At 65.7% G+C, this 22,630-nt stretch carries 28 protein-coding genes and 1 tRNA gene; 10 read left to right on the top strand and 19 right to left on the bottom strand.

The window, feature by feature from the left end; translation table 11 throughout:
• Positions 1–60: 60 nt before the first annotated feature.
• The 7 genes from FHS50_RS08330 to thiL all read right to left on the bottom strand — a co-directional run bounded on the left by FHS50_RS08330 (position 61) and on the right by thiL (position 5,520).
• A tRNA-Phe gene (locus tag FHS50_RS08330) sits at positions 61–136 on the bottom strand.
• Positions 137–180: 44 nt separating this feature from the next.
• Entirely contained in the window at positions 181–363 is a 183-nt protein-coding gene (locus FHS50_RS08325) for a DNA gyrase inhibitor YacG (protein WP_183933994.1), read from the bottom strand.
• Positions 347–1,273, bottom strand: a complete 927-nt coding sequence (locus tag FHS50_RS08320) for a ribonuclease E/G (protein ID WP_183933993.1) — start codon at positions 1,271–1,273, stop codon at positions 347–349. Before FHS50_RS08320 ends, FHS50_RS08325 begins: the two co-directional genes overlap by 17 nt.
• Positions 1,270–1,845: a Maf family protein gene (locus FHS50_RS08315; RefSeq protein WP_183933992.1), complete on the bottom strand. Its 576-nt coding sequence runs from the start codon at positions 1,843–1,845 to the stop codon at positions 1,270–1,272. Before FHS50_RS08315 ends, FHS50_RS08320 begins: the two co-directional genes overlap by 4 nt.
• Before the next feature lie 4 nt (positions 1,846–1,849).
• A complete protein-coding gene (gene infA, locus FHS50_RS08310) occupies positions 1,850–2,068 on the bottom strand; it encodes a translation initiation factor IF-1 (protein WP_147042814.1) in 219 nt (72 codons plus the stop codon).
• A gap of 201 nt (positions 2,069–2,269) precedes the next feature.
• The gene (locus tag FHS50_RS08305; RefSeq protein ID WP_183933991.1) at positions 2,270–4,378 is read right to left on the bottom strand and encodes a sodium-translocating pyrophosphatase; all 2,109 of its coding nucleotides are present in this window, start codon (positions 4,376–4,378) and stop codon (positions 2,270–2,272) included.
• Positions 4,379–4,563: 185 nt separating this feature from the next.
• Entirely contained in the window at positions 4,564–5,520 is a 957-nt protein-coding gene (gene thiL, locus FHS50_RS08300) for a thiamine-phosphate kinase (protein WP_183933990.1), read from the bottom strand.
• Positions 5,521–5,584: 64 nt separating this feature from the next.
• On the opposite strand from thiL, the gene FHS50_RS08295 reads away from it, so the two are divergent.
• Complete coding sequence (locus tag FHS50_RS08295) at positions 5,585–6,520, top strand: alpha/beta hydrolase (RefSeq protein ID WP_183933989.1); 936 nt, start codon at positions 5,585–5,587, stop codon at positions 6,518–6,520.
• Here the strand turns inward: FHS50_RS08295 and nusB are convergent.
• From nusB to FHS50_RS08275, 4 genes are read right to left on the bottom strand one after another with little or no spacing between them, the layout of a single operon-like run.
• Complete coding sequence (gene nusB, locus FHS50_RS08290; protein WP_183933988.1) at positions 6,517–6,960, bottom strand: transcription antitermination factor NusB; 444 nt, start codon at positions 6,958–6,960, stop codon at positions 6,517–6,519. The two genes, FHS50_RS08295 and nusB, sit on opposite strands and share 4 nt — an antisense overlap.
• A gap of 18 nt (positions 6,961–6,978) precedes the next feature.
• The gene (locus FHS50_RS08285) at positions 6,979–7,869 is read right to left on the bottom strand and encodes an alpha/beta fold hydrolase (protein ID WP_183933987.1); all 891 of its coding nucleotides are present in this window, start codon (positions 7,867–7,869) and stop codon (positions 6,979–6,981) included.
• Positions 7,869–8,750, bottom strand: a complete 882-nt coding sequence (locus FHS50_RS08280) for a pirin family protein (RefSeq protein WP_183933986.1) — start codon at positions 8,748–8,750, stop codon at positions 7,869–7,871. The genes FHS50_RS08285 and FHS50_RS08280 overlap by 1 nt, the downstream gene beginning before the upstream one ends.
• On the bottom strand, positions 8,750–9,037 hold the full coding sequence (locus FHS50_RS08275; RefSeq protein ID WP_183933985.1) for a BolA family protein: 288 nt from the start codon (positions 9,035–9,037) through the stop codon (positions 8,750–8,752). The genes FHS50_RS08280 and FHS50_RS08275 overlap by 1 nt, the downstream gene beginning before the upstream one ends.
• 18 nt (positions 9,038–9,055) lie before the next feature.
• On the opposite strand from FHS50_RS08275, the gene FHS50_RS08270 reads away from it, so the two are divergent.
• The gene (locus FHS50_RS08270) at positions 9,056–9,634 is read left to right on the top strand and encodes a J domain-containing protein (protein WP_183933984.1); all 579 of its coding nucleotides are present in this window, start codon (positions 9,056–9,058) and stop codon (positions 9,632–9,634) included.
• Positions 9,635–9,641: 7 nt separating this feature from the next.
• Here the strand turns inward: FHS50_RS08270 and FHS50_RS08265 are convergent, their stop codons facing one another.
• Both FHS50_RS08265 and FHS50_RS08260 read right to left on the bottom strand, forming a co-directional pair.
• Entirely contained in the window at positions 9,642–10,115 is a 474-nt protein-coding gene (locus tag FHS50_RS08265; protein ID WP_183933983.1) for a VOC family protein, read from the bottom strand.
• A complete protein-coding gene (locus tag FHS50_RS08260; protein ID WP_183933982.1) occupies positions 10,112–10,462 on the bottom strand; it encodes a DUF1428 domain-containing protein in 351 nt (116 codons plus the stop codon). Before FHS50_RS08260 ends, FHS50_RS08265 begins: the two co-directional genes overlap by 4 nt.
• Positions 10,463–10,610: 148 nt before the next feature.
• On the opposite strand from FHS50_RS08260, the gene cobS reads away from it, so the two are divergent.
• From cobS to FHS50_RS08245, 3 genes are all read left to right on the top strand, one after another.
• Positions 10,611–11,615, top strand: a complete 1,005-nt coding sequence (cobS, locus tag FHS50_RS08255) for a cobaltochelatase subunit CobS (protein WP_183933981.1) — start codon at positions 10,611–10,613, stop codon at positions 11,613–11,615.
• Positions 11,615–13,426 carry a cobaltochelatase subunit CobT gene (gene cobT / locus FHS50_RS08250; protein WP_183933980.1) on the top strand — a complete coding sequence of 604 codons (1,812 nt, stop codon included), beginning with the start codon at positions 11,615–11,617 and terminating at the stop codon, positions 13,424–13,426. Before cobS ends, cobT begins: the two co-directional genes overlap by 1 nt.
• Before the next feature lie 232 nt (positions 13,427–13,658).
• Complete coding sequence (locus FHS50_RS08245) at positions 13,659–14,543, top strand: esterase-like activity of phytase family protein (protein ID WP_183933979.1); 885 nt, start codon at positions 13,659–13,661, stop codon at positions 14,541–14,543.
• On the opposite strand, the gene rpmB is transcribed toward FHS50_RS08245, so the two are convergent.
• Positions 14,540–14,830: a 50S ribosomal protein L28 gene (gene rpmB, locus FHS50_RS08240; RefSeq protein WP_183933978.1), complete on the bottom strand. Its 291-nt coding sequence runs from the start codon at positions 14,828–14,830 to the stop codon at positions 14,540–14,542. The two genes, FHS50_RS08245 and rpmB, sit on opposite strands and share 4 nt — an antisense overlap.
• A gap of 153 nt (positions 14,831–14,983) precedes the next feature.
• Here rpmB and FHS50_RS08235 point away from each other — a divergent pair, with 153 nt between their 5' ends.
• A complete protein-coding gene (locus FHS50_RS08235) occupies positions 14,984–15,256 on the top strand; it encodes a hypothetical protein (protein ID WP_183933977.1) in 273 nt (90 codons plus the stop codon).
• A gap of 41 nt (positions 15,257–15,297) precedes the next feature.
• Complete coding sequence (locus tag FHS50_RS08230) at positions 15,298–15,756, top strand: nucleoside deaminase (RefSeq protein ID WP_183933976.1); 459 nt, start codon at positions 15,298–15,300, stop codon at positions 15,754–15,756.
• A gap of 61 nt (positions 15,757–15,817) precedes the next feature.
• On the opposite strand, the gene FHS50_RS08225 is transcribed toward FHS50_RS08230, so the two are convergent.
• The gene (locus tag FHS50_RS08225; protein WP_183933975.1) at positions 15,818–16,513 is read right to left on the bottom strand and encodes a YiaD family glycine zipper/OmpA-like lipoprotein; all 696 of its coding nucleotides are present in this window, start codon (positions 16,511–16,513) and stop codon (positions 15,818–15,820) included.
• A 153-nt stretch (positions 16,514–16,666) separates the two neighbouring features.
• On the opposite strand from FHS50_RS08225, the gene FHS50_RS08220 reads away from it, so the two are divergent.
• A complete protein-coding gene (locus tag FHS50_RS08220; RefSeq protein ID WP_183933974.1) occupies positions 16,667–18,004 on the top strand; it encodes a hemolysin family protein in 1,338 nt (445 codons plus the stop codon).
• Here FHS50_RS08220 and FHS50_RS08215 read toward each other — a convergent pair.
• Genes FHS50_RS08215 through purD form a run of 3 tightly spaced genes read right to left on the bottom strand, consistent with a single transcriptional unit; the run spans position 18,001 to position 20,201 of the window.
• Positions 18,001–18,501: a hypothetical protein gene (locus FHS50_RS08215; protein WP_183933973.1), complete on the bottom strand. Its 501-nt coding sequence runs from the start codon at positions 18,499–18,501 to the stop codon at positions 18,001–18,003. The genes FHS50_RS08220 and FHS50_RS08215 overlap by 4 nt on opposite strands.
• Positions 18,502–18,510: 9 nt before the next feature.
• Complete coding sequence (locus FHS50_RS08210) at positions 18,511–18,948, bottom strand: hypothetical protein (RefSeq protein WP_183933972.1); 438 nt, start codon at positions 18,946–18,948, stop codon at positions 18,511–18,513.
• On the bottom strand, positions 18,945–20,201 hold the full coding sequence (purD, locus tag FHS50_RS08205; RefSeq protein WP_183933971.1) for a phosphoribosylamine--glycine ligase: 1,257 nt from the start codon (positions 20,199–20,201) through the stop codon (positions 18,945–18,947). The genes FHS50_RS08210 and purD overlap by 4 nt, the downstream gene beginning before the upstream one ends.
• Between purD and xseA the strand changes: the two genes are divergently transcribed.
• Positions 20,201–21,658, top strand: a complete 1,458-nt coding sequence (gene xseA, locus FHS50_RS08200; RefSeq protein ID WP_183933970.1) for an exodeoxyribonuclease VII large subunit — start codon at positions 20,201–20,203, stop codon at positions 21,656–21,658. The two genes, purD and xseA, sit on opposite strands and share 1 nt — an antisense overlap.
• A complete protein-coding gene (locus FHS50_RS08195; RefSeq protein ID WP_183934390.1) occupies positions 21,658–21,867 on the top strand; it encodes a DUF2093 domain-containing protein in 210 nt (69 codons plus the stop codon). Before xseA ends, FHS50_RS08195 begins: the two co-directional genes overlap by 1 nt.
• Here FHS50_RS08195 and FHS50_RS08190 read toward each other — a convergent pair whose 3' ends face one another.
• Entirely contained in the window at positions 21,868–22,371 is a 504-nt protein-coding gene (locus FHS50_RS08190; protein ID WP_183933969.1) for a hypothetical protein, read from the bottom strand. It abuts the gene before it with no gap.
• Between the last annotated feature and the right edge of the window lie 259 nt (positions 22,372–22,630).

Here is a 22,630-nt window from a genome sequence, read left to right as displayed (position 1 = left end):
CCTTCTTAACTAAGATTGCTCGAAGGGTCACCTGCGGCGGATTTGCAGGATGGGGGAGGGTGGTGCCCAGGGACGGGATCGAACCGCCGACACTGCGATTTTCAGTCGCATGCTCTACCAACTGAGCTACCTGGGCACAGGTCATCGCGGCGGGTCCGCCGCGGTTCAGCGAGGCGCTCCCTAACCTTGGTCTTCCTCGCTGTCCAGCCCTTCTATGTCGGCAGGTGGTCCGGGGATGCGATAGCCGTCGCCCAACCAATTCAGAAGGTCGCGGTCCTTACAGCCGCGCGAACAGAAAGGCCTTGTGTCGGGCGAGGATTTCTTGCCGCACTTGGGGCAGCGGGGTTCACTTTTGCTGGGCATAGGCCCCCGAGATGGAGAGGGTGGCGTCGGGCTGCAAGGTCACCTCGCCTCCGACCCGGCGCGACAGCCGTTCAATCCACGCCTCGGGAATCGCGCCCAGCACCGCGGGATGCGCGACCAGCCGGGTTGCACCCACCTCTTTTTCCGCTCGCCGCAACAGCGCCCGTGCCTCGAAAGCAGCCCGGTCGCGCGCCAGCTCGATCAGCGACGCGCGCTCCCGCGGCCGGACGATCTGGACGAAGCCGAAGCCGTTCATCGCGGTGCGCTCGAAGGGTTTGGAAAGATAGGCGTCGATGATCTCCCCGATCTCGCGCCGCGCATCGCGGCCTTCGAGATTGGGAAAGTCGATCCCCACCTGCCCGCCGATATCGAGCCTGCGGATCGCGCGCGCCGCGGCCCAGGCCGCCATCTGCGCCAACTTGTCGGGCTGGAGCCAGCCATCCACGTCGATCATGGTCATCGCGGCGGTGGGCTCGATCCGCAATTCGCCGCCATCGAACCCGATCATGCCGCTGCGCGCTTCCTCGAGCAGATCGTCCCACCCCTCGATCTTCCCGGCACGGCCCTCGGCAAGCGGCGGGGCAGGGCGCGGTTCCTCCTCGGTAAAACGGGCGAGCGCGCGCTTCCACGGCTCGCTTCCGCCCAGCCGCTCGCGCACCACTTCGATCCGAAGACGACTGCCTTCGCTGATGCCGCTCACGCCGCGGGGCAAAAGGAATTGTTCTCCGTCCGCCTCGACGGTGACGCGCGGCGCGACCGCGACCAGCTTGGCGTCGAGCACCGTTCCGGCGGGGATGATGCCCTCGCGCCGCACGCGCGCCTCGACGATCTCGCCATTCTCGATGAGAGCGGCGCGGGTTTCGCCAATGCCCTCCTCGATGATCCAGCCATCGGGATCGGGCGCACTCATGGGATCGGCATGCCCGCGCTTTTCAGCATGTGGCGCGTCTCGGCCAGCGGCAAGCCGACCACGTTGGAATAGCTTCCCGCAATGTGCCGGACATAGACTTCGCCATAGCCCTGCAGCGCATAGCCCCCGGCCTTGCCCTTCCACTCGCCATGCGCGGCATAATGGTCGATTTCCTCGTCGCTCAGCCGCTTCATCGCGATCATCGTCTCGACCACGCGCGACTTGATCCGGTCCTCGCCCGGCACCTTGATCGCGACCCCGGTTAGGACCTTGTGCCGCCGCCCCGACAGGAGCTTCATGCAGGCACGCAGCGTCTCCTCGTCCTCGACCTTGGGGAGGATGCGCCGCCCGACCGCGACCACGGTGTCGGCGGCAAGCACCAGCGCCTCGGGATGGCGCGGCGCGACTGCCGCGGCCTTTTCCTCGGCGAGGCGCAGGGCATGGGGACGCGGCAACTCGCCACGCATCGGCTCCTCGTCGATGTCGGCGGGGTCGACAGCGTCGGGTACGACCCCGATGCGCGCCAATAGGTCGCGGCGTCGCGGGCTCGCCGAGGCGAGGACCAGCTTCATGCGCTTATTTGAACCGGTAGGTGATGCGGCCCTTAGTCAGGTCGTAGGGCGTCAGTTCGACGAGGACTTCGTCGCCGGTCAGGACGCGGATGCGGTTCTTGCGCATCTTTCCGGCAGTATGTCCGAGGATCTCGTGGCCATTCTCCAGCTCGACGCGGAACATCGCGTTGGGCAGCAGTTCGACCACCCGACCCCGCATCTCGAGAAGTTCTTCCTTGGCCATGAACATCCTTTGCGTGTGGTTTCGAGTGGCGCTCCCCTTAGCGGGAAGCGCCTGACATGGAAAGAGAAAGCCTCAACGCGCCGGATTGTGCTGGAAGAGGAAGCCCCTTTATCCACTCGAGCCGATCGCGCCGCCTGATACAAAAAGGGCGGAGGCATCGCTGCCCCCGCCCCATTCGTTCGGATCGAAGTAGGCGTTCGCCTACAACGCGCCGTGACCGGCCAGCGCCGCGAGCAGCAGCAGCGCGACGATGTTGGTGATCTTGATCATCGGGTTGACCGCCGGGCCCGCCGTATCCTTGTACGGGTCGCCCACCGTATCGCCGGTGACCGCTGCCTTGTGCGCTTCGGAACCCTTGCCGCCGAAATTACCGTCTTCGATATATTTCTTGGCATTGTCCCAGGCGCCGCCGCCCGAAGTCATCGACAGGGCGACGAACAGGCCGCCAACGATCACGCCGAGAAGCAGTGCGCCAAGCGCGGCAAAGCCGTTCGCCTGTCCCGCGACCAGCGTGATCACGAAATAGACGACGATCGGGGCCAGCACCGGAAGCAGCGAGGGAACGATCATTTCCTTGATCGCTGCCTTAGTGACGAGATCGACGGTGCGGCCATAGGCCGGGCGCGCCGAACCATCCATGATGCCGGGATTGTCGCGGAACTGCTCGCGCACGTCCTTGACGACATCGCCCGCCGCCCGGCCGACCGCGGTCATGCCCAGCGCGCCGAACAGGTAAGGCAGCAGCGCACCCAGCAGCAGCCCGACGATCACGTAGGGATTCTCGAGGCTGAAATCGACCGTGACATCGGGGAAGAAGATCCCGAGATCGGTCGTATAGGCCGCGAACAGAACCAGCGCGGCAAGCCCCGCCGAACCGATTGCATAGCCCTTGGTGACGGCCTTGGTGGTGTTGCCCACCGCGTCGAGCGCGTCGGTCTTTTCGCGAACGCTTTCATCGAGCCCCGCCATCTCGGCGATGCCGCCGGCATTGTCGGTGACCGGACCATAAGCGTCGAGCGCGACCACCATACCCGCCAGAGCCAGCATCGCGGTGGCGCCATAGGCAATGCCCATGAGACCGGCGAGCTGGTAGGCGATGATGATGCCCGCGACGATCACCAGCGTGGGAAGCGCTGTCGCTTCGAGGCTGATCGCGAGGCCCTGGATGACATTGGTGCCATGCCCGGTCTCGGATGCCTTGGCGATCGACTTCACCGGGCGATAGTTGGTGCCGGTATAATATTCGGTGATCCAGATGATGAGGCCGGTGATGGCGAGGCCCAGCATCGAGCACCAGAAGAGATCCATGCCGGTGAAGCTGGCGAGTTCGCCGCCGCCCAGTTCGGCATTCATGTCGCCCAGCGCCATCTGCGTGACGAGATAGATCAGCGGGATCGACAGGACCGCGGTGACGAGGAAGCCCTTGTACATCGCGCCCATGATCGAATTGCCCTTGCCCAGCCGGACGAAATAGGTGCCGACGATCGAAGTCAGGATGCAGGCCCCGCCGATCAGCAGCGGCAAAGCCATTAGCGGCATCAGGAGATCACCCGCTCCGGTGAGAAGCAGCGCGGTGAGCACCATGGTGGCGCCCACGGTGACGACATAGGTTTCGAAAAGGTCGGCGGCCATGCCGGCGCAGTCGCCGACATTGTCACCGACATTGTCGGCGATCACCGCGGGGTTGCGCGGGTCATCCTCGGGGATGCCTGCCTCGACCTTGCCGACGAGATCGGCGCCGACGTCGGCGGCCTTGGTGAAGATTCCCCCGCCCAGACGCGCGAAGATCGAGATGAGCGATGCGCCGAAGGCCAGCGCGACAAGCGAATCGATCACCAGCCGGTCATTGGCGGCCATGCCCATCGGGCCGGTCAGCACATAGAAGAAGATGGCGATTGCCAGCAGCGCGAGACCCGCGACGAGAAGACCCGTCACCGCCCCGGCGCGAAACGCCACGGTGAGGCCCTTCTGGAGGCTGGTGTTGGCGGCTTCGGCGGTGCGGACGTTGGCGCCCACCGAAATGTTCATTCCGATGAAGCCCGCCACGCCCGACAGGAGCGCGCCGATCACGAAACCGATCGCGGCGGTCTGGCCGAGAAAGAGGAAAACGAGCACCGCGACCACGATGCCGACCATGGTGATCGTCATATATTGACGCTTGAGATAGGCCTTGGCGCCTTCCTGGATCGCGCCGGCCACTTCGGCCATGCGCGTATTGCCCGCGGGCGAGCCAAGCACCTGCCGGCTGGTGATGATGCCGTAGAGCACCGCCACGACGCCGCAGGCAATCGCAATAAGAACCAGATTCATGAACACCCCCAATTGATCGCCCGCCGAAGATCGACGGGCATCCGGGGAAGATGTGTAACGGGTGATTCGGCGGGCGCAACCCGCTCCGCCGATTTAGGAAATCGGTCGGCGGCCTTTAGAGGAGCAGCAGAGCGGTCGCCATGCCCGAGGCCAGACCGGCGGTGCCGATGACCCATTGACGCAGGCTAGGAAGCGCGATGTTCATGTCCCAAATGCTCCGGCAGCGGGATTTGCTCGCCGTCATGTTCGAGGGACAATCCCTCGCCATCCGACAGTTTCCCGACACGGGTAAAGATGGACTTGGGTGGTAAAAACTTTCTTAATTCGCGCGCCTTTCCGGGCGGGAAGGCGGCCAGAAGCGCATAATCGTCGCCCCCCGTCGCCGCGAACAGACGCGCCGTACGATCCTCGCCCCGCGCCGAGCGGAAGGCCGCCGACAAGGGCAGCGCGCCAAGATCGATGCGGGCATGCACGCCGCTCGCCTGCGCGAGCCGGGCGGTATCGAGCAGCAGGCCGTCCGAGATGTCCATCATGGCATGGGCGGCAGGTGCGAGCGCTTCGCCTGCGGCGAGCTGGGGGACGGGACGGCGGTAGATATCGACCAGCGCTCCTTCGGCATCGCGATCCTCGACCAGCAGCGACAGCCCCGCCATCGCATCGCCCAGCGTGCCTACGACCCACAATTCATCGCCCGCCATCGCGCCGTCGCGGGTCGGGCTGTGGCTTCCCGCGCGCCCGATCGCGGTCAGTCCGAGGACGCGGGGCGCGCCCGCCGGAAGCGCGATCGTGTCGCCGCCGAGAAGGGGTAGCCCATAGCTTTCGCAGGCCGCATCGAGCCCGTTGAGGAAACGCTCCTCCCATTCGCCTTCGAGCGCGCCTTCCTGCGGCGGGGCGAGCGTGAGCGACAGCAGCGCACCCGCAGGCGTCGCGCCCTTGGCGGCAAGGTCCGACAGGTTGACCGCGGCGAGCTTCCACCCGACGCTCTCGGGCGGATCGTCGGCGCGGTAATGCACCCCCTCGGCAATGCTGTCATGCGTCAGCACCATGCCGTCGAGATGCGCGGCATCGTCCGACAGCCGGCGCGCGGCGGGATGGGTCGCCATCCGTGCAAGGCGGGCAATGAGCTTGAGTTCGGCGGTCATGGCTTGGCAGCAGGGTTCCCGTAAGGCATCACTCGCTCCCGTTCATCGCATGGAGACCCGATCGATGCCAGTCATGCTCATCGCCCTGTTGCTCGGCTGGCAGCAGCCGGAGGCCCCCGCCATGCCGCAAGTGACGGCGGGTAAGCTCGAACAGAGCCATCTCTCCGCGCCGCACCTGCGGATCGATCGGGTGTGGGTCTGGCTCCCGCCTTCCTACGGGACCGATCCCGAGCGCCGCTATCCGGTGCTCTACATGCATGACGGCCAGAATCTCTTCGACCCGAGCGTCACCTATTACAAAAAGTCATGGGAGCTGGATCAGGCCGTTCCGCGCATGGCCGAGGCAGGCGACCTTCGCGAATGGATCGTGGTAGGGGTCGAAAGCCCGAGAGAACGCTATCTCACTCTTTTCCCCGAAAAGCTGGTCGACCACCTCCCGCCGCACCGCGTCGAAGCGCTGGCGAGCGTGTCGGAGCGCGAGAAGATCGAGCGGGAGGCACTCAAGGGCGATGAATATCTGTCATGGCTCACCGGCACGGTGAAGCCGATGGTCGATCGCACCTATCGCACGCTCGCGGGACCCGAGGACACGGGCGTGATGGGCTCCTCGATGGGCGGGCTGATGAGCCTTTATGCGATTGCCGAATATCCCCATGTCTTCGGGCAGGCTGCGGCGGTCTCGATCCATTATCCGCTGGGCGAACCCGAACAGGAGGATGTCGCCGCCAATGTCGCCGACACCACCGCGGCCTGGGCTTCCTATTTCGAAACCACCGAACTTACCCCCGGCGCGAACCGCATCTACATGGATCATGGCACCGCGACCCTGGATGCCCATTACCCGCCCTATGCCGATGCCTTCGATGCGATGATGGAGGCGCGCGGATGGGGAGGGGCCAATTACATGAGCCGCCGCTACACCGGCGCCGAGCATGACGAGATTGCCTGGGCCGAGCGGATCGACATTCCGCTCGCTTTCCTCGACCGCAACGATCCCTAGTCGCGCACGTCCTTGGCGATCGCGTCGAGCAGGCCGTTGACGAACCCCTTCTCCTTCTTGTCGTAGAAGGCATCGGCGACATCGACATATTCGTCGATCACGCTGCCGCGCGGCACGTCGGCGCGGGCAATGAGTTCATAGGTGCCCGCGCGCAGGATCGCGCGCATCGGCCGGTCGAGCCGTTCGATATTCCACCTCTGGGCCAGCTTGCCCTGGATCTTGGCATCGATTTCCTCGCGCCGCGCCAGCACGCCTGCGACAATATCGTCGAAGAACAGCACCTCGGCCTCGGCATAGGTCACGTCCTCGATCGTCGCGCCGAGGCGATGCTCGTGGAATTCATGGATCAGCTTCGCCGTGGGCGTGCCTTCCATTTCCTGCTGGTAGAGAGCCTGCACGGCGGCGAGCCGGGCGGCACTGCGCGATTGCGATCTGGACATGGGCCGCGCCTCTAGCGCCTAAAGGTCGGCCTTAGCAAGAAATGGCTTGAGCGCCGCCGCGACCTTGTCGGCCGCTTCCCACGGCGCGAAATGCCCCACGCCTTCGAGCCGTTCGATCGAAAGATCGTCGATCAATCCGTCCAGCCCTTCGAGCTGGCAGGGAAGGAGCGCCTTGTCCTCCATCCCCCAGAGGATCTTCACCGGGACATGCACGTCGGGCACTCCCGACATCAGCCAGGCCGGATATTCGCCCGCCTCGTCCATCGCCGGGACGAGGATCGGGCTGGCGCGATACCATGCCAGCATCCCCTCGAGCGCGCCGTCGCCGCCCCATTCTTCCAGATAGGCCTTGCGCTCCTCCGCGCTGATCGAGCCAAGGTCGACATGCGCGCCGAAACTTTTATCGAAAAAGGCATCGAGCCCCATCGCGCGGATCTTCTCTTCCATCCCGGTTTCGCGGAAGCTGCGGATATATTGGCTCGCCGCCCGCTGCGCCTCGTCATCGATGATGCTTTTCTGGAAAATGAGCGGGTGGGGCGAATTGATGATCGCCAGCCGCTCGATCCGCGGCCCGCCCCGCAGCGTCGCCGCCCAGGCCACCGCTCCGCCCCAGTCATGCCCGACGAGCGCGAACCGTTCGATCTCCATCGCGTCGGCAAGCGCCAGCAGGTCCGCGACCAGCACGTCGGTGCGATATGCGTCGAGATTTTGCGGCTTGTCCGACCCGGCAAAGCCGCGAAGATCCGGCATCACCAGCTGGAATTCGCCGAGCAGCGGAGCGAGCTTTCGCCAGGTGCGGTGCGATTCGGGAAAGCCGTGCAACAGAATCACCGGCTTGCCGTCCGCGGCCCCGGCCATCGCGACATTGAGGCTCACGCCCGTCGACAGGGCAATCCGCTTGCTCTCCATCAGGGATAGCTGACCGTCTTGGGGACCTCGGGCAGCGGAATGCGCTCCTGCTCGTCGCCGGGCACCAGCGGGAAACGGCGCGCCTGCCAATCCTCCTTGGCCTGCGCAATGCGCTCGCGCCGCGAAGAAACGAAGTTCCACCACACGTGGCGCGGCGAGGAAAAGGCCTCTCCGCCCAGCAGCATCACCCGCCCGCGCCCCGACAGGCTCGCTTCATGCCCGGGCGCGAGCACATACAGCGTGAAGGGTTCGAGCCGCTCGCCGTCCAGCAGCACCTCGCCTTCAGTCACTAGCACCGCTCGCTCGTCCGACTCGGCATCGATCGGCAGCTTGCCCCCGCCCAGCACGATATCGGCATAGATGGTGGGACTGTGCTGGGGGGTCGCCGCGCTCGCGCCCCACAGGCTCCCCATCAGCACCCGCGCCGACACGCCCTCGTCCTCGATGAACGGCAGGCCCTCTTCGGCGACATGATCGAAGCCGGGCGCAATCTCTTCCTTGTCTTCGGGCAGCGCGAGCCAGGTCTGCATTCCGTACAGCCGGGCGCCTTTTTCACGTTCTTCCTGCGGCGAGCGCTCGGAATGGACGATGCCTTCGCCCGCGGTCATCAGGTTGATCGCACCCGGGCGAATGACCTTGCTCGACCCGATGCTGTCGCGATGGTGGATCGCCCCTTCGAACAGATAGGTGACGGTGGCGAGATTGATGTGCGGATGGGGCCGCACGTCCATCCCCTTGCCGATGTCGAGCTGCGCCGGCCCGAATTCATCGACGAAGATGAAGGGTCCGACCATCGTGCGCGGACGGCTCGGCAGGACGCGGCGTACCTTGAAATCGCCAAGGTCGTGCACGCTCGGCGCGATCGCGCGCACGCCTTCCATCAGGCTTCGCCCGGCGCGAGCGCGCGGATCGACAGGGCATGCACCTGTTCGTCGAGAAGCTCGCCCAGCGCCCGATAGACGAGCCGCTGCCGCTCGATCCGGTTCCTGCCCTCGAACGCGGCGCTCTCGATGGTCAGCGCGAAATGGCTTTCGCCGCGACCGTCATGCCCGGCATGGCCGATATGATGATCGCTCTGGTCGTCGAGATGCATGCGCGTGGGTTCCAGCGCTTCGGTGAGGCGCCGGATCATCTCGCTCGCCACGGGTCCGTTGGGTTTGTCGCTCATCCTTCCTATATATGCGGCATGGGACGAAAAGCCTATGATGGACGGGTCGAGAATGCCGAGGGTCAATGCGCCGCGCCGGGCTGCGCGGAGCCTGGCCAATATCGTGCGCCCGTCACGCCGGGCGATTTCGACGGGCCGGGCGCCTACCGTCTGATGTGCCTCGACCATATCCGCGAACATAATGCCCGCTACGATTTCTTCGCCGGGATGAGCGCGGAAGAGATCCTCGCCGCCCAGTCGCCCATTCCCGAACATGGCCGCCGCGCGCGCGATTTCTCCTTCATGCGCTCGGGCGATCCGGGGCCCGCCTGGGCCGACTTCAACGATCCGCTCGATGCCATCGCGGCACGCTTCAAGGGCGGCGCCTCGGTCGAATGGGCGCGCGCGGCTTCACGTTTTTCGGGCCGCGAGCAGCATGCGCTCGACACGCTCGGCCTCGATGCGCAGGCCGATCTGCATACCGTCCGCCGCCGCTATTCGGCGCTCGTCCGCCAATATCACCCCGACCGCAACGGCGGCGACCGCAGCCACGAAGCGCGGCTCACCCGCGTGATCGAGGCCTGGCAAGTGCTCCGCAAGGCAAGCGCCTTCGCCTGACCCGCTTTCAGGGCGCGCAGGCGCGGTCGAGCGCGGCGATGTCGATCTTCACCATTTCGTTCATCGCGGCAAAGGCGTTCGCGGCCTGTTTCTCGTCGGCAAGCAGATCGAGCAGGCGGCGCGGCGTGACCTGCCAGGCATGGCCGAAACGGTCCACGCACCATCCGCACGCCATCGCCGATCCCCCATCGGCAAGCAGGGCATCCCAGCAACGGTCAGTCTCTTCCTGGTCCCCGGTGACGATCATCAGGCTCGTCGCGGGTGAGGGCCTGAATGCATCACCGCCATTGAGCAGCATCACCCGCTGGCCCGCCACCTCCATGTCGACGGTGATGACATCGCCTTTCGTGCCCGCTGGCCAGTCGTGCGGGGCACGGTTGAGCGACAGGAGCCGGCTGCCGGGAATCGCCCCGGCATAGAGGCGAGCCGCCTCTTCGGCATCTCCGTCATACCAGAGGCAGGGCCGAAGCGCGGAGCTCATGCGTCGACGATAGGCGTGAATCCGCCATAGATCAGCCGCTTGCCATCGAACGGGGTGTCGCCCTTGGGCTGCATCCGCTCGTCCGCTTCCATCTTTTTCCAGGCCTGGTCGCGGGTTTCCTTCGAGGGCCATTCGACGAAGCTGAACACGGTACGCTCGCCATCCTCGGCCAATACCGCCGTATGGAAATCATTCCGCTTTCCCGCCGGGCAGTCGTCCTCGAATGCCTCGACCACGCGGGTCGCGCCATATTCCTTGAAGATGCCCGACATTTCCTGCGCCATTTCGCGATATTTCTCGCGATTGCCCTCGGGCACGGGAACCAGGTAACCGTCGATATAGGCCATCGCACTTCTCCTCCTCGGCAAGGGCGGTAATACCAGCCGTGGCGGAGTCGCTCCTAGGCAATTCGCGCGGGGCGAATTGGGCCCCGCCGGAGCCAAGTGCGCCTGCGAGGCATTGAGGCTCGCGAACCCCTGCTCTAAAGGCCCAAGCATGACAGATTTGCCCAACACGACCGAAGTGAGCCGCGCCGAGACGATCCTCGCCGCGCCCGACAAGATGGTGAAGCTGCGCGATGCCTTCGGGATCGACAGCGACATGGAAGTTCCCGCCTTTTCCGAGGCCGACGAACGGGTGCCCGATCTCGACCCCGCCTACGTCTTCGATCCCGATACGACGATGGCGATCTGCGCGGGCTTCGCCTTCAACCGCCGCGTGATGGTGCAGGGCTATCATGGCACCGGCAAATCGACCCATATCGAACAGGTCGCGGCGCGCCTCAACTGGCCGCTCATCCGCATCAATCTCGATGCCCATATCAGCCGCATCGATCTCATCGGCCGCGATGCCATCGTCCTCAAGGACGGCCAGCAGGTCACCGAGTTCAAGGAAGGCCTCCTGCCCTGGTGCCTTCAGCATCCGGTCGCGCTCGTCTTCGACGAATATGACGCGGGCCGCCCGGACGTGATGTTCGTCATCCAGCGCGTGCTCGAGACCGAGGGCAAGCTGACGCTGCTCGACCAGAACCGCGTCATTCGCCCCAACCCCTATTTCCGGCTGTTCGCGACCACCAACACGGTGGGTCTTGGCGACACCACCGGCCTCTATCACGGCACCCAGGCGATCAACCAGGGCCAGATGGACCGCTGGAACATCGTCACCACGCTCAACTATCTCCCCGCCGAGACCGAGGCGCAGATCGTGCTCGCCAAGTCGGGCGAATATGACAAGCCCGAAGGCAAGGAAACGGTGACCAAGATGATCAAGGTCGCCGATCTCTCGCGGCAGGGCTTCATCAATGGCGACATCTCGACGGTGATGAGCCCGCGCACGGTGATCAGCTGGGCGCAGAATGCGCTCATCTTCGGCGATGTCGGCTTTGCCTTCCGCGTCTCCTTCCTCAACAAGTGCGACGAGGCGGAGCGCCCGGTGATCGCCGAATATTACCAGCGCGTGTTCGGCACCGATCTTCCCGAAAGCGTCGCCAGCCGCGCCTGATGACCGAAAAGCTCGACATCTTCCGACGCGCCCTTGCGGGGGCCGCGCGGGCCATTGCCCGCGACGCGGAGGTCGAGGTCAGCTTCTCCGCCTCGGGCTCGGCCAAGTCGAGCGGGCGCAGCGCGACCGTGGTCTCGCCGGGCCCCGACCTCGCCGAGACGCTGGTCGCCGAAGCGCGCGGTGCCGCCGATGCGCTCGCTCTGAGGCTGCGCCATCACGACCGCTCGCTCCACGGCGCACGAGCGCCCTCCGATCTCGAGGCGCGCAATGTCTTCGACGCGCTCGAAACCGCGCGGATCGAGGCCCTGGGCGCACGCCAGTTTGCGGGGGTGAAGGACAATCTTTCCGCCGCGCTCCGCGCACGGATGCGCAGCGACGCGATCACCCGCGCTCGCACTGCCGAGGAAGTCCCGCTCGAAACCGCGGTCGAACTTCTCGCCCGCCAGCGGCTCACCGGCGAGGAGCCGCCCGTCTCGACCCGCGACGGCCTGTCGCTGATTGCCCCGTGGATCGAGGAGCAGGCAGGCGCCGAACTCGATGCGCTCGCGCTCGCGATCGACGACCAGAAAGCCTTCGCGACCCTTTCGCGCCGCTTGCTCGAGGATCTCGACCTCAAGGTCGAGGATCCCGCCGAGAACCAGCCCGAGGAGAATGAGGAGGAGGAAGAGGGCGAGGACAACGAGGGCGCCGACGAAGGCGAGGAGGACGAAAGCCAGCCCGACGAAGGCGCCGCCGAACAGCGCGGCGAGCAGGAGGAAGGCGAGCAGGAACAGGAAGAGGAAGAGGGCCGCGAAAGCGACGATCCCGCCGACAGCGGCGAAGCGGGAGAGGACAGCCAGCAGCCGCGCGCGGGGCCCCGCCGCAACTGGGCCGACAGCGAGCCGACCGGCTATCGCGTCTTCACCACCGCGCATGACGAGATCATCGCCGCCGACGAACTTTGCGATACCGAGGAACTCGAACGGCTGCGCGCCTATCTCGACCAGCAGATGGAAGGGCTGTCGGGCGTGGTCACGCGGCTTGCCAATCGGCTCCAGCGCCGCCTGATGGCGCAGCAGGCGCGCAGCTGGGATTTCGATCAGGAAGAGGGGCTGCTCGACGCCGCTCGCCTCGCTCGCGTGGTCACCGCGCCGGGACGCTCGCTTTCCTACAAGATCGAGCGCGACACCGATTTCAAGGACACGGTGGTCAGCCTGCTCATCGACAATAGCGGTTCGATGCGTGGGCGCCCCATCTCGATTGCAGCGATCTGCGCCGACATCATGGCGCGCACGCTCGAACGGTGCGCGGTGAAATCCGAAATTCTGGGCTTCACCACCCGCGCCTGGAAAGGCGGGCAGAGCCGCGAGGACTGGCTCGCGGCGGGGCGTCCGGCCAATCCGGGTCGGCTCAACGACACGCGCCACATCATCTACAAGGAAGCCGACGAGCCCTATCGTCACGCCCGGCGCCAATTGGGCCTGATGATGCGCGAAGGCCTGCTGAAGGAAAATATCGACGGCGAGGCACTTCTCTGGGCGCACCAGCGGCTCATCGCGCGCGCCGAGGAACGGCGCATCCTGATGGTCATTTCCGATGGCGCCCCGGTCGACGATTCAACGGGCTCTGCCAATGGCGGCACCTATCTCGAAGCGCATCTGCGCGCGGTCATCGACTGGATCGAAAGCCGCTCGCCGGTGGAACTCGCGGCGATCGGGATCGGCCATGACGTGACGCGCTATTACGACCGCGCGGTCACCATCATGGACGCCGAGCAGCTGGGCGGCGCTCTGGTCGAGCAGCTCGCCGGCCTGTTCGACGCCGATCTTTAAGGAATGAAGGGGTTGCCCCTGGCAGGGACAAAAAAAATGGGCCCGGCACGATCGTCTCGTGCCGAGCCCCCCTCGATACGCGACGCGAGGGAAGAGTGGCCACCTCGCGGCGGCAGCGGGGAAAAGGGGGAAAACCCCGCCTTGCCAAAGACTTATGCCCGATTCGCCTTTCATGGGTACTGAACGGGCCATGCAGCAATCATTCAGGAAAAAACGCCCGTTTTTCAGTGGTTTGCTACTGATTTTCACAGTCCTTTTCTGGGCCAGCCTGCTCAACGCCAACAACATGGTCGATCCGCCCCGCGAATCGCTCCGTACGATTCGTTTCGATCCGGTCGAACTGGAAGCGCCTTCGGGTTGGGCATTGCACGGCGCCTGGACACTTTCGAGCGACGATCCGCGCCTCACGGGCCTGTCGGGGATGGAAGTGATAGGCGGGGAACTGCTGATGGTCAGCGACAGCGGACGCCTGGTGCGCACCTCATTGCCCGTGCCGGGCCCCGATCGCCGCGAGGCACGTTTCGCCGTGCTGCGGGACGGGGAGGGGGGCTCGCTCGGCGGCCATGACAGCGAATCGCTGCATCCCTGGCAGAACGGCCTGCTCGTCGGGTTCGAGCGCCGCCACCGCGCCATGCTGTTCGACGCAAGGACGCTCGCCGCGGCCCGCGAAATCACGCTCGATGGTGCCAGCTGGTCCTACAATGGCGGCGCCGAGGCGTTGGTCGCTTCGGGTGACGCTATCCTTGCTCTGGGGGAAAGCGCGAAGATGGCTTACCGCATCGGCAAGGGCGCGCCCGTCGCCATCCCGATCGTCGGCGCCCCCTCGCGCATCACCGGCGCGACGCGCCTTGCCGACGGCCGCCTCGCGGTCGTGATGCGCACACTCGATTGGGGAGGGTTCGGGACGCAGGTCGCGATCGCCCATGACGAAGGCGAACGGGTGCGAATCGGTACGCCGGTGCGGCTGCCCGTTTCGCGACTGGCCAATATGGAAGCATTGGCGGCCACCCCCATCGCTGGGGGCAGCCGCCTATGGCTGTTGTCGGACGACAACCGCGCGCCTTATCTCAGGCAGTGGCTCGTCGCCTATGACGTGAAGGCCGAAGCCTGGCCTTAGTTGGCCGCGGCCTTCGCCTTGGCGATTTCCCGCTTCAGCTTCTGGACCCGCGGCGACAGCTTGTCGTCGCTGGTCTTCTCGAGCCAATTGTCGAGGCCACCATTATGTTCGACCGAACGCAGGCCATGGGTCGAGACCCGCAGCTTGACACGGCGATCGAGCGCTTCGCTCAGCAGCGTGACATTCTGCAGATTGGGCAGGAAAACCCGCTTGGTCTTGTTGTTGGCGTGGGAAACATTGTTGCCCACCTGCCGGCCCTTGCCGGTCAGTTCGCAAACGCGCGACATAATCTTCAATCCTGGTTTGGCGGAACTATTGTCCCGGAAAGCGCCGCCCCCTACCGTCCCACGGGTCCAACGTCAACCGCTAGACGCCATCGGGAAACCCCGAACGGGTCTGCGCGTTGGCCCCCTGATCTGTTCATCGCGGTGGTTTTGCATATGCGACGTTTGCTCATCCTTCTCATCATCCTCGTCATCGGCGCGATCGCCCTCGTGGCGAGCCCCTTCCTCGACGTCAGCCAGACCCGGCCCGCGACCCTCCCCAAGGTCGAGGCCGACGATGAAAAGATCGTCGCCGAACCCGGCCAGGCCCCGTCCTTCGAGGTCGAGACCGGCACCATCACGATCGGCGATGCCGAAGATGGCGACAATGAAATGCGCAGTGCCGAAACTGCCGGCACCGCTGGTGAAGAGCGACCCACCGCCCCTTGAGGCGTGACAGGAAGCCGCCGGGGCGGTAGCCCCGCTGAAGCATGACGGCTTTTCCGCTTCCCGAACCGATGCGCCGCGCCCTCGCGCTGGCGAAGGACGCCGCGCGTGACGGCGAGGTGCCGGTCGGCGCGGTCGTCACCGGCCCCGACGGTAAGATCATCGCCGAAGCCGCCAATGCCATGCGCACCGCCAACGACCCCACCGCCCATGCCGAAATGGTCGCCATCCGCGCCGCCGCCGAGAAGCTGGGTACCTCCCGGCTCGACGGATGCACCTTGTGGGTCAGCCTCGAACCCTGCGCAATGTGCGCGGGCGCGATCGCTATGGCACGCATCGCCAGGCTCGCCTTCGCGGCCGAGGATCCCAAGGGCGGAGCGATCCTCCACGGCGCACGCTTCTTCAACCAGCCGACCTGCCACCACCGCCCCGAGGTGATGAGCGGCATCGGCGAAGAGGAAGCCGCGCTTCTTCTGCGCGATTTCTTCCGCGACCGGCGATAGAAAAAGGGCGCCTGCCCGAAGGCAAGCGCCCCAATTCTTCAGCTAGGCCGAACGTGTGGGCTTAATAGCCGTAACGCTGGGCGTCCTGCTGGGTCACCGGAACGACCTTGATCTCGACGCGGCGGTTGGCTTCGCGCTTCGCTTCGGTGTCGTCCGGACGATAGAGCAGCTGGCTTTCGCCATAGCCCATGGTCGCCATGCGCTGGGGCTGCACGCCGCGCTGCGCCAGATAGTTGGCGACGGCCTGCGCGCGCCGTTCCGAAAGCTGCTGGTTATAGCTGTCGGAACCCGTCGAATCGGTGTGGCCCATGATGTCGATATAGGTCGACTCATAGCTCGCGAGCGTCTGCGCGACCTCGTTGAGGGTCGACTGGAACTGCGGCTTTACCGTGTAGCTGTTGTGATCGAAGGTGATCCCCGACGGCATGCGGAGGAGAAGATTGTCGCCCTCGCGCACGACATCGACGCCGGTGCCCTGGGTCTGGCGGCGCAATTCCTGTTCCTGCTTGTCCATGTAGGCGCCGACCGCGCCACCCGCGACGGCACCGATGCCCGCGCCGATGATCTTCTCGGTACGGTCGTTCTTGCCGCCGATGAGGTCGCCAAGCAGATAGCCGACCACCGCGCCCGCGCCGGTGCCGACAGCGGCTTCGGTCGAGATGCGGCGTTCGCCGGTGACAGCATCGGTGGTGCACGCACCGAGCGTCGCAATCGCGGCGCCCGCGGCGGCCACGGACATGATCTTCTTGTTCAGCATCCTTGTTCTCCCGTGATGCAAAGTGATGTTGTCATGCCAACATGTGCCCTGAATAATGGTTCCGCAGGTGAACCGATGCTGACCGAGCTCCCGCCTCGGTTCATCTTGCATGCTTGTCGCCGCGCCGTTTCCACGGCATGAGAGGGCCGCGCCATGAGCGAACTTACGCCCTTTCCCTGGATCGATGTCTTCATCATCTTCGCGCTTGTCGCGACCAACGGCCTCTTGTCGATGAGCGAGCTGGCGATCGTCTCCGCGCGCGAAGCACGGCTGAAGGCGCTCGAAAAGGACGGCAGCAGGGGCGCCACGGTCGCGCTCCAGCTGGCGCAGCAGCCCGGCCGCTTTCTCTCGACCGTCCAGATCGGCATCACCCTCATCGGCATCCTCGCAGGTGCCTATTCGGGCGCCAGTCTCGGCGGCCCGGTGAGCGAACGGCTGGTCTATTTCGGCATGGCCCCGGATACCGCCGAGGCGCTTTCGCTCGCGCTGGTGATCGCGCTTACCACCTACGCCAGCCTCGTGATCGGCGAATTGGTGCCGAAGCAATTCGCGCTGCGCACTCCCGAACCCATCGCCGCCGCGGTGGCGCGCCCGATGCTCTTTCTCTCGCGCCTCACCGCGCCACTCGTCTGGCTGCTCGACCGCACCAGCGCTCTTATCTTCCACCTGCTGCGGATGAAGCGCGAAGGCGACAATGCGGTCACCGCCGAGGAACTCCATCTCGTCGTCGCCGAAGCGCAGACCGCGGGGGTTCTCGAGGAAAGCGAGCGGGCGATCATCTCGGGTGTGGTGCGCCTTGCCGACCGCCCGGTGCGCGAGATCATGACTCCGCGCACCGATATCGACTGGATCCACGTCAATGCCGGAGAGGCGGACATCCGCGAGCGGCTGCGCCTCACGCCGCACAGCCGCTTGCCGGTCGCCGACGGGTCGGTCGACAATATCGTCGGCGTGGTGTCCTCACGCGATCTGTTAATGTCGCTGCTCGACGGGCAGCCGCTCGACCTGGCGCGCCTCGCCAAGCCCGCGCCGATCATCCCCGATCTCATGGACGCGATGGATGCTCTGACGGTGCTGCGCGGCGCCGATGTGCCGCTCGCTCTGGTTCATGACGAATATGGTCATCTCGACGGCATCGTCACGCCGGGCTCGATTCTCGTCGCGCTGGCGGGCCAGTTCGCCAATGACGAGGACGAAGGCGAACCGATGATCGAGCGCGAGGACGGCAGCTGGCTGGTCTCGGGCGCTTGCGCTGCCGACCAGCTTTCGGAACGGCTGGGCTTCGATCTGCCTGCGGACCGCGACTATGCCACCGCCGCGGGCTTCGCCCTGTCGGTCCTGCGCCGACTCCCCGAGGAAGGCGAGCGCTTCCAGCATGGTGGCTGGATCTTCGAAATCGTCGACATGGACGGGCGCAAGATCGACAAGCTCATTGCGATGCGCCCCTCGAAGAAGCGCCGCCTGCCGGTACCACGTTCGGCGAAGCTCTAGAGCTTGCCGAACTTCACTTCGTAACCGGCGGTATCGCCCCGCGCGAGATAATCGGCCTGTTCGACGATCCGGTCGCGCTGGAAGCGTCCGGAAAAGGCGCCCAGCTTGGCATCGATGGCCTCGACCTGCGCGGGCGTCAGCTTGGCGATCTGGTCGAAACGGGTGATCCCCATGCCGTTGAGCATCGCCGCCAGCTTGGGGCCCACGCCCTTCAACCGCTTGAGATCGTCGGGCTCCCCGGTCGCACCGGGCAATTGCTCATGCACCTCGGCCTGCAGCGCCTGGCCCGCGATATCGGCGGTCGCTGCCGCGCCCTGGTCGATGATGCTCCGCCCCTCGCCGCTTTTCTCGATCCCTTCCATGTGGGGGCGGCGAAGGCCCTCGTCCTCGGACAGCCGGACCGACTGGCGCGGACGGAAGATGATCCAGCCCGCGATGATGCCAAGGACAATGGCAATCACGATCACGGGCCAATAGGTTTGCAGCAGGGCGTCCATATTCTTTCCTCAAATCTTAGACCATCGGATCGCACGCCGGCGCAAGGCGACCAGGAATGCGACAATCATACCGAATCCAAAGCCCGCGAGCGCGGCAAGTTCCACCTCAACGATCAGCGGGAGAAGGGGGTCGCCGCGCACCGTGCCGCCTTCGGGACGCCACCATTGGACATCGCCGACCGCGGGGATGCCGTCGAGGATGCGCACCAGTTCGCTGCGCTGGAAATCGTCGGCGCGCCCGGTGAGCCACAGTCTGCGCGTGAGCGGCGCGCGCTCCATCGCGACCGCGACCTGCCCGTCCATTTCATAATATTCGAGGTTGAGCCGCGCGATCGTCTCGGTCTCGGCGGTGAAGCGCTGGGCGGCATTGCCGAGCGGACCGTGCCACAGGGCGGCAAAGGCCATGACGATGGCGATGCCGAGAATAGCGGGGCGATACCGCTTCATCCCTTTCGCTCCAGTTCGCGCCATCCGATATCTCCCCGATAGAAGCCGTCGGCAAAACGGATCTTCTCCGCTGCCGCATAGGCCGCGTCGCGCGCACTGGCCAGCGTGTCGCCCGCCGCGGTCACCGCCAGCACGCGCCCGCCCGAAGAGACCAGTTTCCCGCCGTCGCGAGCGGTGCCCGCCTGGAAGACGATCGCGCCATCCTCTTCGGCTTCGTCGATACCCGAAATGGCGCCGCCCTTGGCAGGCGTGCCCGGATAGCCCTTGGCGGCGATGATCACGGTCATCACATGCGCGCTTTCAAGGATGATCTCATCCATCTCGGCCAGCTTTCCGGTCGCGACGCAGTGCAGCATCTCGGCAAAATCGCCGGTGATGCGCGGCATGATCGCCTCGCATTCGGGATCGCCGAACCGGACATTATATTCGATCAGCTTGGGGCCCGTCTCGGTCAGCATCAGACCCGCGTACAGCACGCCGCGGAAGGGCATGCCTTCCTCCACCATCGCGTCGGCGGTACGCTGGACGATGTCCATCATCGCCCGCGCCGCCAGCGTGTCGTCAAGGACGGGGGCAGGAGAATAGGCTCCCATCCCGCCGGTATTGGGGCCGGTATCGCCTTCGCCCACGCGTTTATGGTCCTGCGCCGATGCAAGGAAACGCACCTGGCGGCCATCGACCAGTGCGAACAAGCTGGCCTCCTCGCCCTCGAGAAACTCCTCGATGACCATCGGTCCGTCGCCCGCCGCGCGGATCGCCGCTTCGGCTTCCTCGCGGCTCTGCGCCACGGTCACGCCCTTACCCGCGGCCAGCCCGTCCGCCTTGATCACCACCGGAATGCCGAACCCGCCCAGCGCCTCCAGCGCCGCATCGACCGTCTCGACCCGGACATAATCGGCGGTTGGAATGCCCGCGTGCTTGCACAGGTCCTTGGTAAAGCCCTTCGATCCCTCGAGCTGCGCGGCCTTGGCACTGGGCCCGAAACAGGCGATCCCCGCTTCGGCCAGTGCATCGGCGGCGCCCGCCACCAGCGGTGCCTCGGGTCCGATGACAACAAGGTCGGCCTCGACTTCACGGGCCAGCGCGACGATTGCTTCCGGGTCCTCGACTTTGACCGCCTTCAATTCGTCGGCCCAGCGTTCCATGCCGGGATTGCCGGGCGCGGCGACCAGTTTTTCACAGGCAGGCGATTGCGAAAGTCGCCAGCACAGCGCATCTTCGCGACCGCCCGAACCGATAAGAAGGATTTTCATTGGTAGCCCCTGAACAGAATGACCGCGCCGACCAGCCCGACGGGGGCCTGTTAGCGAAGCAGGAGCGCGGCGACAACGCACCCGCGCTGAGCGTGTCCGAATTGTCCGGCGCGCTCAAGCGAACGGTCGAAGGCACTTTCGCTCATGTGCGCGTGCGCGGCGAGATCTCGGGATGGAAACGCGCTGCCTCGGGCCATTGCTATTTCACCTTGAAGGACGAAAATAGCTGCCTCGATGCCGTGTTGTGGCGCGGGCAGGCGGGGCGGCTAGCCTTCCAGCCCGAAGACGGCGCCGAGGTCGTGGCGACCGGCAAGATCACCACCTATCCGGGCCGTTCCAAATATCAGATCAGCGTCGCGAGCATGGAACTGGCGGGCGAAGGCGCGCTGATGGCGCTGCTCGACCGCCGCCGCAAGGCGCTCGCCGCCGAGGGGCTTTTTGCCCCCGAACGCAAGCGCGAACTGCCCTATTTCCCCCGCGTCATCGGGGTGATCACCAGTCCCACCGGCGCGGTCATCCGCGACATTCTCCACCGCCTCGAAGACCGTTGTCCGACCCATGTGCTGGTCTGGCCCGTGCCGGTGCAGGGCGAAGCCGCCGCCCCCGCGATCGCCGCCGCCATCCGCGGCATGGCGGCACTGACGGGCGATGGTCCCTTGCCGCGTCCCGATTTGATGATCGTCGCGCGCGGCGGCGGCTCGATCGAAGACCTCTGGGCCTTCAACGAGGAAGTGGTGGTGCGCGCCGCCGCCGACTGCACCATCCCGCTCATCAGCGCGGTCGGCCATGAGACTGACACCACGCTCATCGACCATGCCGCCGACAAGCGTGCGCCCACGCCCACCGCCGCTGCCGAAATGGCGGTCCCGGTGCGCCGCGAACTCGTCAACTATGTCGGGGAACTGGGCTTTCGCGCAGGCAAGGCACTGGGACGCGGACTCGACCGCAGCGCCGAGCGGCTGGGCCATGTCGCCGCGCGCCTTCCTTCGCCGCTCCAGCTGATCGACCAGCGCGAACAGAGGGTGGACGATCTCGGCGACCGCCTGTCGCGCGCGCTCGGCGCGCGGGCCCAGCGCGCGCATGGCGACCTCGCCGCCGTCGCAGGTCGGCTCGACCGTCGGCTCATTGACCAGAAGATCCATCGCGGCGAGGAACGGCTCGCGGGGCTCTGGCGACTTGCCCAGCTCGCGCATCCCGACAAGCCGCTGTCGCGCGGCTATGCCCGCATCACCGATGGCGACGGGCGCACGCTCACTCGAGCCGCCGATGCCCGCGAGGCCGCGCGTCTATCTCTCCATTTCGCCGATGGCCAGGTCCATGCCGTGCCCGAAGGCAGCGAAGGTGCGGGCAGCGCGCCGCGAAAGACCGCGCCGGTTGCGCGAAAGCCGCGCAAGTCCTATCGCACCGCCAACCAGCCCGGGCTGTTCGACGCGCCCGGCGATAGCGGAGACGAATGATGTTGATGGGCGGACGCGGCCGCGAAGCGAAAATCCATTACATGGACGCCACTTTCCGGGTGCTGTCGAACGGCGATCATGTGCGCTGTGCGGTGACCGGCGTGGAAATCCCGCTCGAACAGCTTCGCTACTGGTCGGTGGCGCGCCAGGAAGCCTATGTCGATGCCGCCGCCAGCCTCGCGGCCGAACAGCGCGGCTCCAGCTTCTAGCTAGCGGATCCGCCGCACCTTGATCGAGCGGCGACCGTCGATCTTCATCTCGTAGCTTCCCATCATCGCTTTCTCGATGGTCGCGCTGGTGCCCGCCTTGGGCAGGCGGCCCATCTGCCGGTCGTCGATCTGTCGCCAGACGCTCCCGTCCTTCATCGCGACGACCAAATCGCCATGCCCGCTCATCTGCGCCGAAGCGACCTCGACCTCGACCTTGTCGAGATTGTCCTCATCGCCGAGGAGGCCCGCGAAATTGGGGCTAGAGAAACCGAACAGTTCGCGCCGCGCCTCGACCGCCTGTTCGCGGCTAACCACCACCACTTCATCGCTCTCGAGAGCCGCGCCCAGCGCCGCGCTTTCCCGGTCGTAGCAGACCAATCGCTCGGCATCGTCGGCAATGGTCCGGCAGGCCACCACCCGCTGCACCTTGGAGCCATCGGATTGCGCCGCGGCCGGAACGGCGAGAAGGCTGGCGATTATCAGGGGGGCGAACGGTCGAATCATGGAAGGCATGTCCTGTCGGCAAATGGGATGGGATCGGCGGCACTATCATCCACCCGCGCGCGAGGCGCAAGCCGAACGGAGCCCCGTAGGCTCGCGAATGCCCGAAAGACTCAATTTTCCGCCATCCCGTAACGGCACGGCCTCCAAAAAGGGGTTGTGTTCCAAAAGTCACACAGCAGTCACGAAAACCGATCCCCCCCCATACAATGATTGCGTGTGCGCTTTCCTTCACCGTAGAGGCGGCACCGATGCCGAATGC

It is taken from the genome of Sphingomicrobium lutaoense (assembly GCF_014195685.1).
GTDB classification, from domain to species: Bacteria; Pseudomonadota; Alphaproteobacteria; order Sphingomonadales; family Sphingomonadaceae; genus Sphingomicrobium; species Sphingomicrobium lutaoense.
The sequence above is the reverse complement of the archived record's forward strand: the minus strand, read 5'-3'. Positions and strand labels throughout refer to the sequence as shown.

What these genes read in the sequence shown, in the direction of transcription:
- FHS50_RS08325 (WP_183933994.1), bottom strand. Translation starts at nt 363, where the DNA reads ATGCCCAGCAAAAGTGAACCCCGCTGCCCCAAGTGCGGCAAGAAATCC.
- FHS50_RS08305 (WP_183933991.1), bottom strand. Translation starts at nt 4,378, where the DNA reads ATGAATCTGGTTCTTATTGCGATTGCCTGCGGCGTCGTGGCGGTGCTC.
- FHS50_RS08280 (WP_183933986.1), bottom strand. Translation starts at nt 8,750, where the DNA reads ATGGAAGGCGTGCGCGCGATCGCGCCGAGCGTGCACGACCTTGGCGAT.
- FHS50_RS08275 (WP_183933985.1), bottom strand. Translation starts at nt 9,037, where the DNA reads ATGAGCGACAAACCCAACGGACCCGTGGCGAGCGAGATGATCCGGCGC.
- FHS50_RS08195 (WP_183934390.1), top strand. Translation starts at nt 21,658, where the DNA reads ATGTTGATGGGCGGACGCGGCCGCGAAGCGAAAATCCATTACATGGAC.
- FHS50_RS08235 (WP_183933977.1), top strand. Translation starts at nt 14,984, where the DNA reads ATGCGACGTTTGCTCATCCTTCTCATCATCCTCGTCATCGGCGCGATC.
- FHS50_RS08265 (WP_183933983.1), bottom strand. Translation starts at nt 10,115, where the DNA reads ATGAGCTCCGCGCTTCGGCCCTGCCTCTGGTATGACGGAGATGCCGAA.
- rpmB (WP_183933978.1), bottom strand. Translation starts at nt 14,830, where the DNA reads ATGTCGCGCGTTTGCGAACTGACCGGCAAGGGCCGGCAGGTGGGCAAC.
- FHS50_RS08230 (WP_183933976.1), top strand. Translation starts at nt 15,298, where the DNA reads ATGACGGCTTTTCCGCTTCCCGAACCGATGCGCCGCGCCCTCGCGCTG.
- FHS50_RS08295 (WP_183933989.1), top strand. Translation starts at nt 5,585, where the DNA reads ATGCCAGTCATGCTCATCGCCCTGTTGCTCGGCTGGCAGCAGCCGGAG.
- FHS50_RS08285 (WP_183933987.1), bottom strand. Translation starts at nt 7,869, where the DNA reads ATGGAGAGCAAGCGGATTGCCCTGTCGACGGGCGTGAGCCTCAATGTC.
- nusB (WP_183933988.1), bottom strand. Translation starts at nt 6,960, where the DNA reads ATGTCCAGATCGCAATCGCGCAGTGCCGCCCGGCTCGCCGCCGTGCAG.
- FHS50_RS08270 (WP_183933984.1), top strand. Translation starts at nt 9,056, where the DNA reads ATGGGACGAAAAGCCTATGATGGACGGGTCGAGAATGCCGAGGGTCAA.
- cobT (WP_183933980.1), top strand. Translation starts at nt 11,615, where the DNA reads ATGACCGAAAAGCTCGACATCTTCCGACGCGCCCTTGCGGGGGCCGCG.
- FHS50_RS08190 (WP_183933969.1), bottom strand. Translation starts at nt 22,371, where the DNA reads ATGATTCGACCGTTCGCCCCCCTGATAATCGCCAGCCTTCTCGCCGTT.
- FHS50_RS08215 (WP_183933973.1), bottom strand. Translation starts at nt 18,501, where the DNA reads ATGGACGCCCTGCTGCAAACCTATTGGCCCGTGATCGTGATTGCCATT.
- FHS50_RS08315 (WP_183933992.1), bottom strand. Translation starts at nt 1,845, where the DNA reads ATGAAGCTGGTCCTCGCCTCGGCGAGCCCGCGACGCCGCGACCTATTG.
- cobS (WP_183933981.1), top strand. Translation starts at nt 10,611, where the DNA reads ATGACAGATTTGCCCAACACGACCGAAGTGAGCCGCGCCGAGACGATC.
- FHS50_RS08210 (WP_183933972.1), bottom strand. Translation starts at nt 18,948, where the DNA reads ATGAAGCGGTATCGCCCCGCTATTCTCGGCATCGCCATCGTCATGGCC.
- FHS50_RS08225 (WP_183933975.1), bottom strand. Translation starts at nt 16,513, where the DNA reads ATGCTGAACAAGAAGATCATGTCCGTGGCCGCCGCGGGCGCCGCGATT.
- FHS50_RS08320 (WP_183933993.1), bottom strand. Translation starts at nt 1,273, where the DNA reads ATGAGTGCGCCCGATCCCGATGGCTGGATCATCGAGGAGGGCATTGGC.
- thiL (WP_183933990.1), bottom strand. Translation starts at nt 5,520, where the DNA reads ATGACCGCCGAACTCAAGCTCATTGCCCGCCTTGCACGGATGGCGACC.
- purD (WP_183933971.1), bottom strand. Translation starts at nt 20,201, where the DNA reads ATGAAAATCCTTCTTATCGGTTCGGGCGGTCGCGAAGATGCGCTGTGC.
- FHS50_RS08220 (WP_183933974.1), top strand. Translation starts at nt 16,667, where the DNA reads ATGAGCGAACTTACGCCCTTTCCCTGGATCGATGTCTTCATCATCTTC.
- FHS50_RS08260 (WP_183933982.1), bottom strand. Translation starts at nt 10,462, where the DNA reads ATGGCCTATATCGACGGTTACCTGGTTCCCGTGCCCGAGGGCAATCGC.
- infA (WP_147042814.1), bottom strand. Translation starts at nt 2,068, where the DNA reads ATGGCCAAGGAAGAACTTCTCGAGATGCGGGGTCGGGTGGTCGAACTG.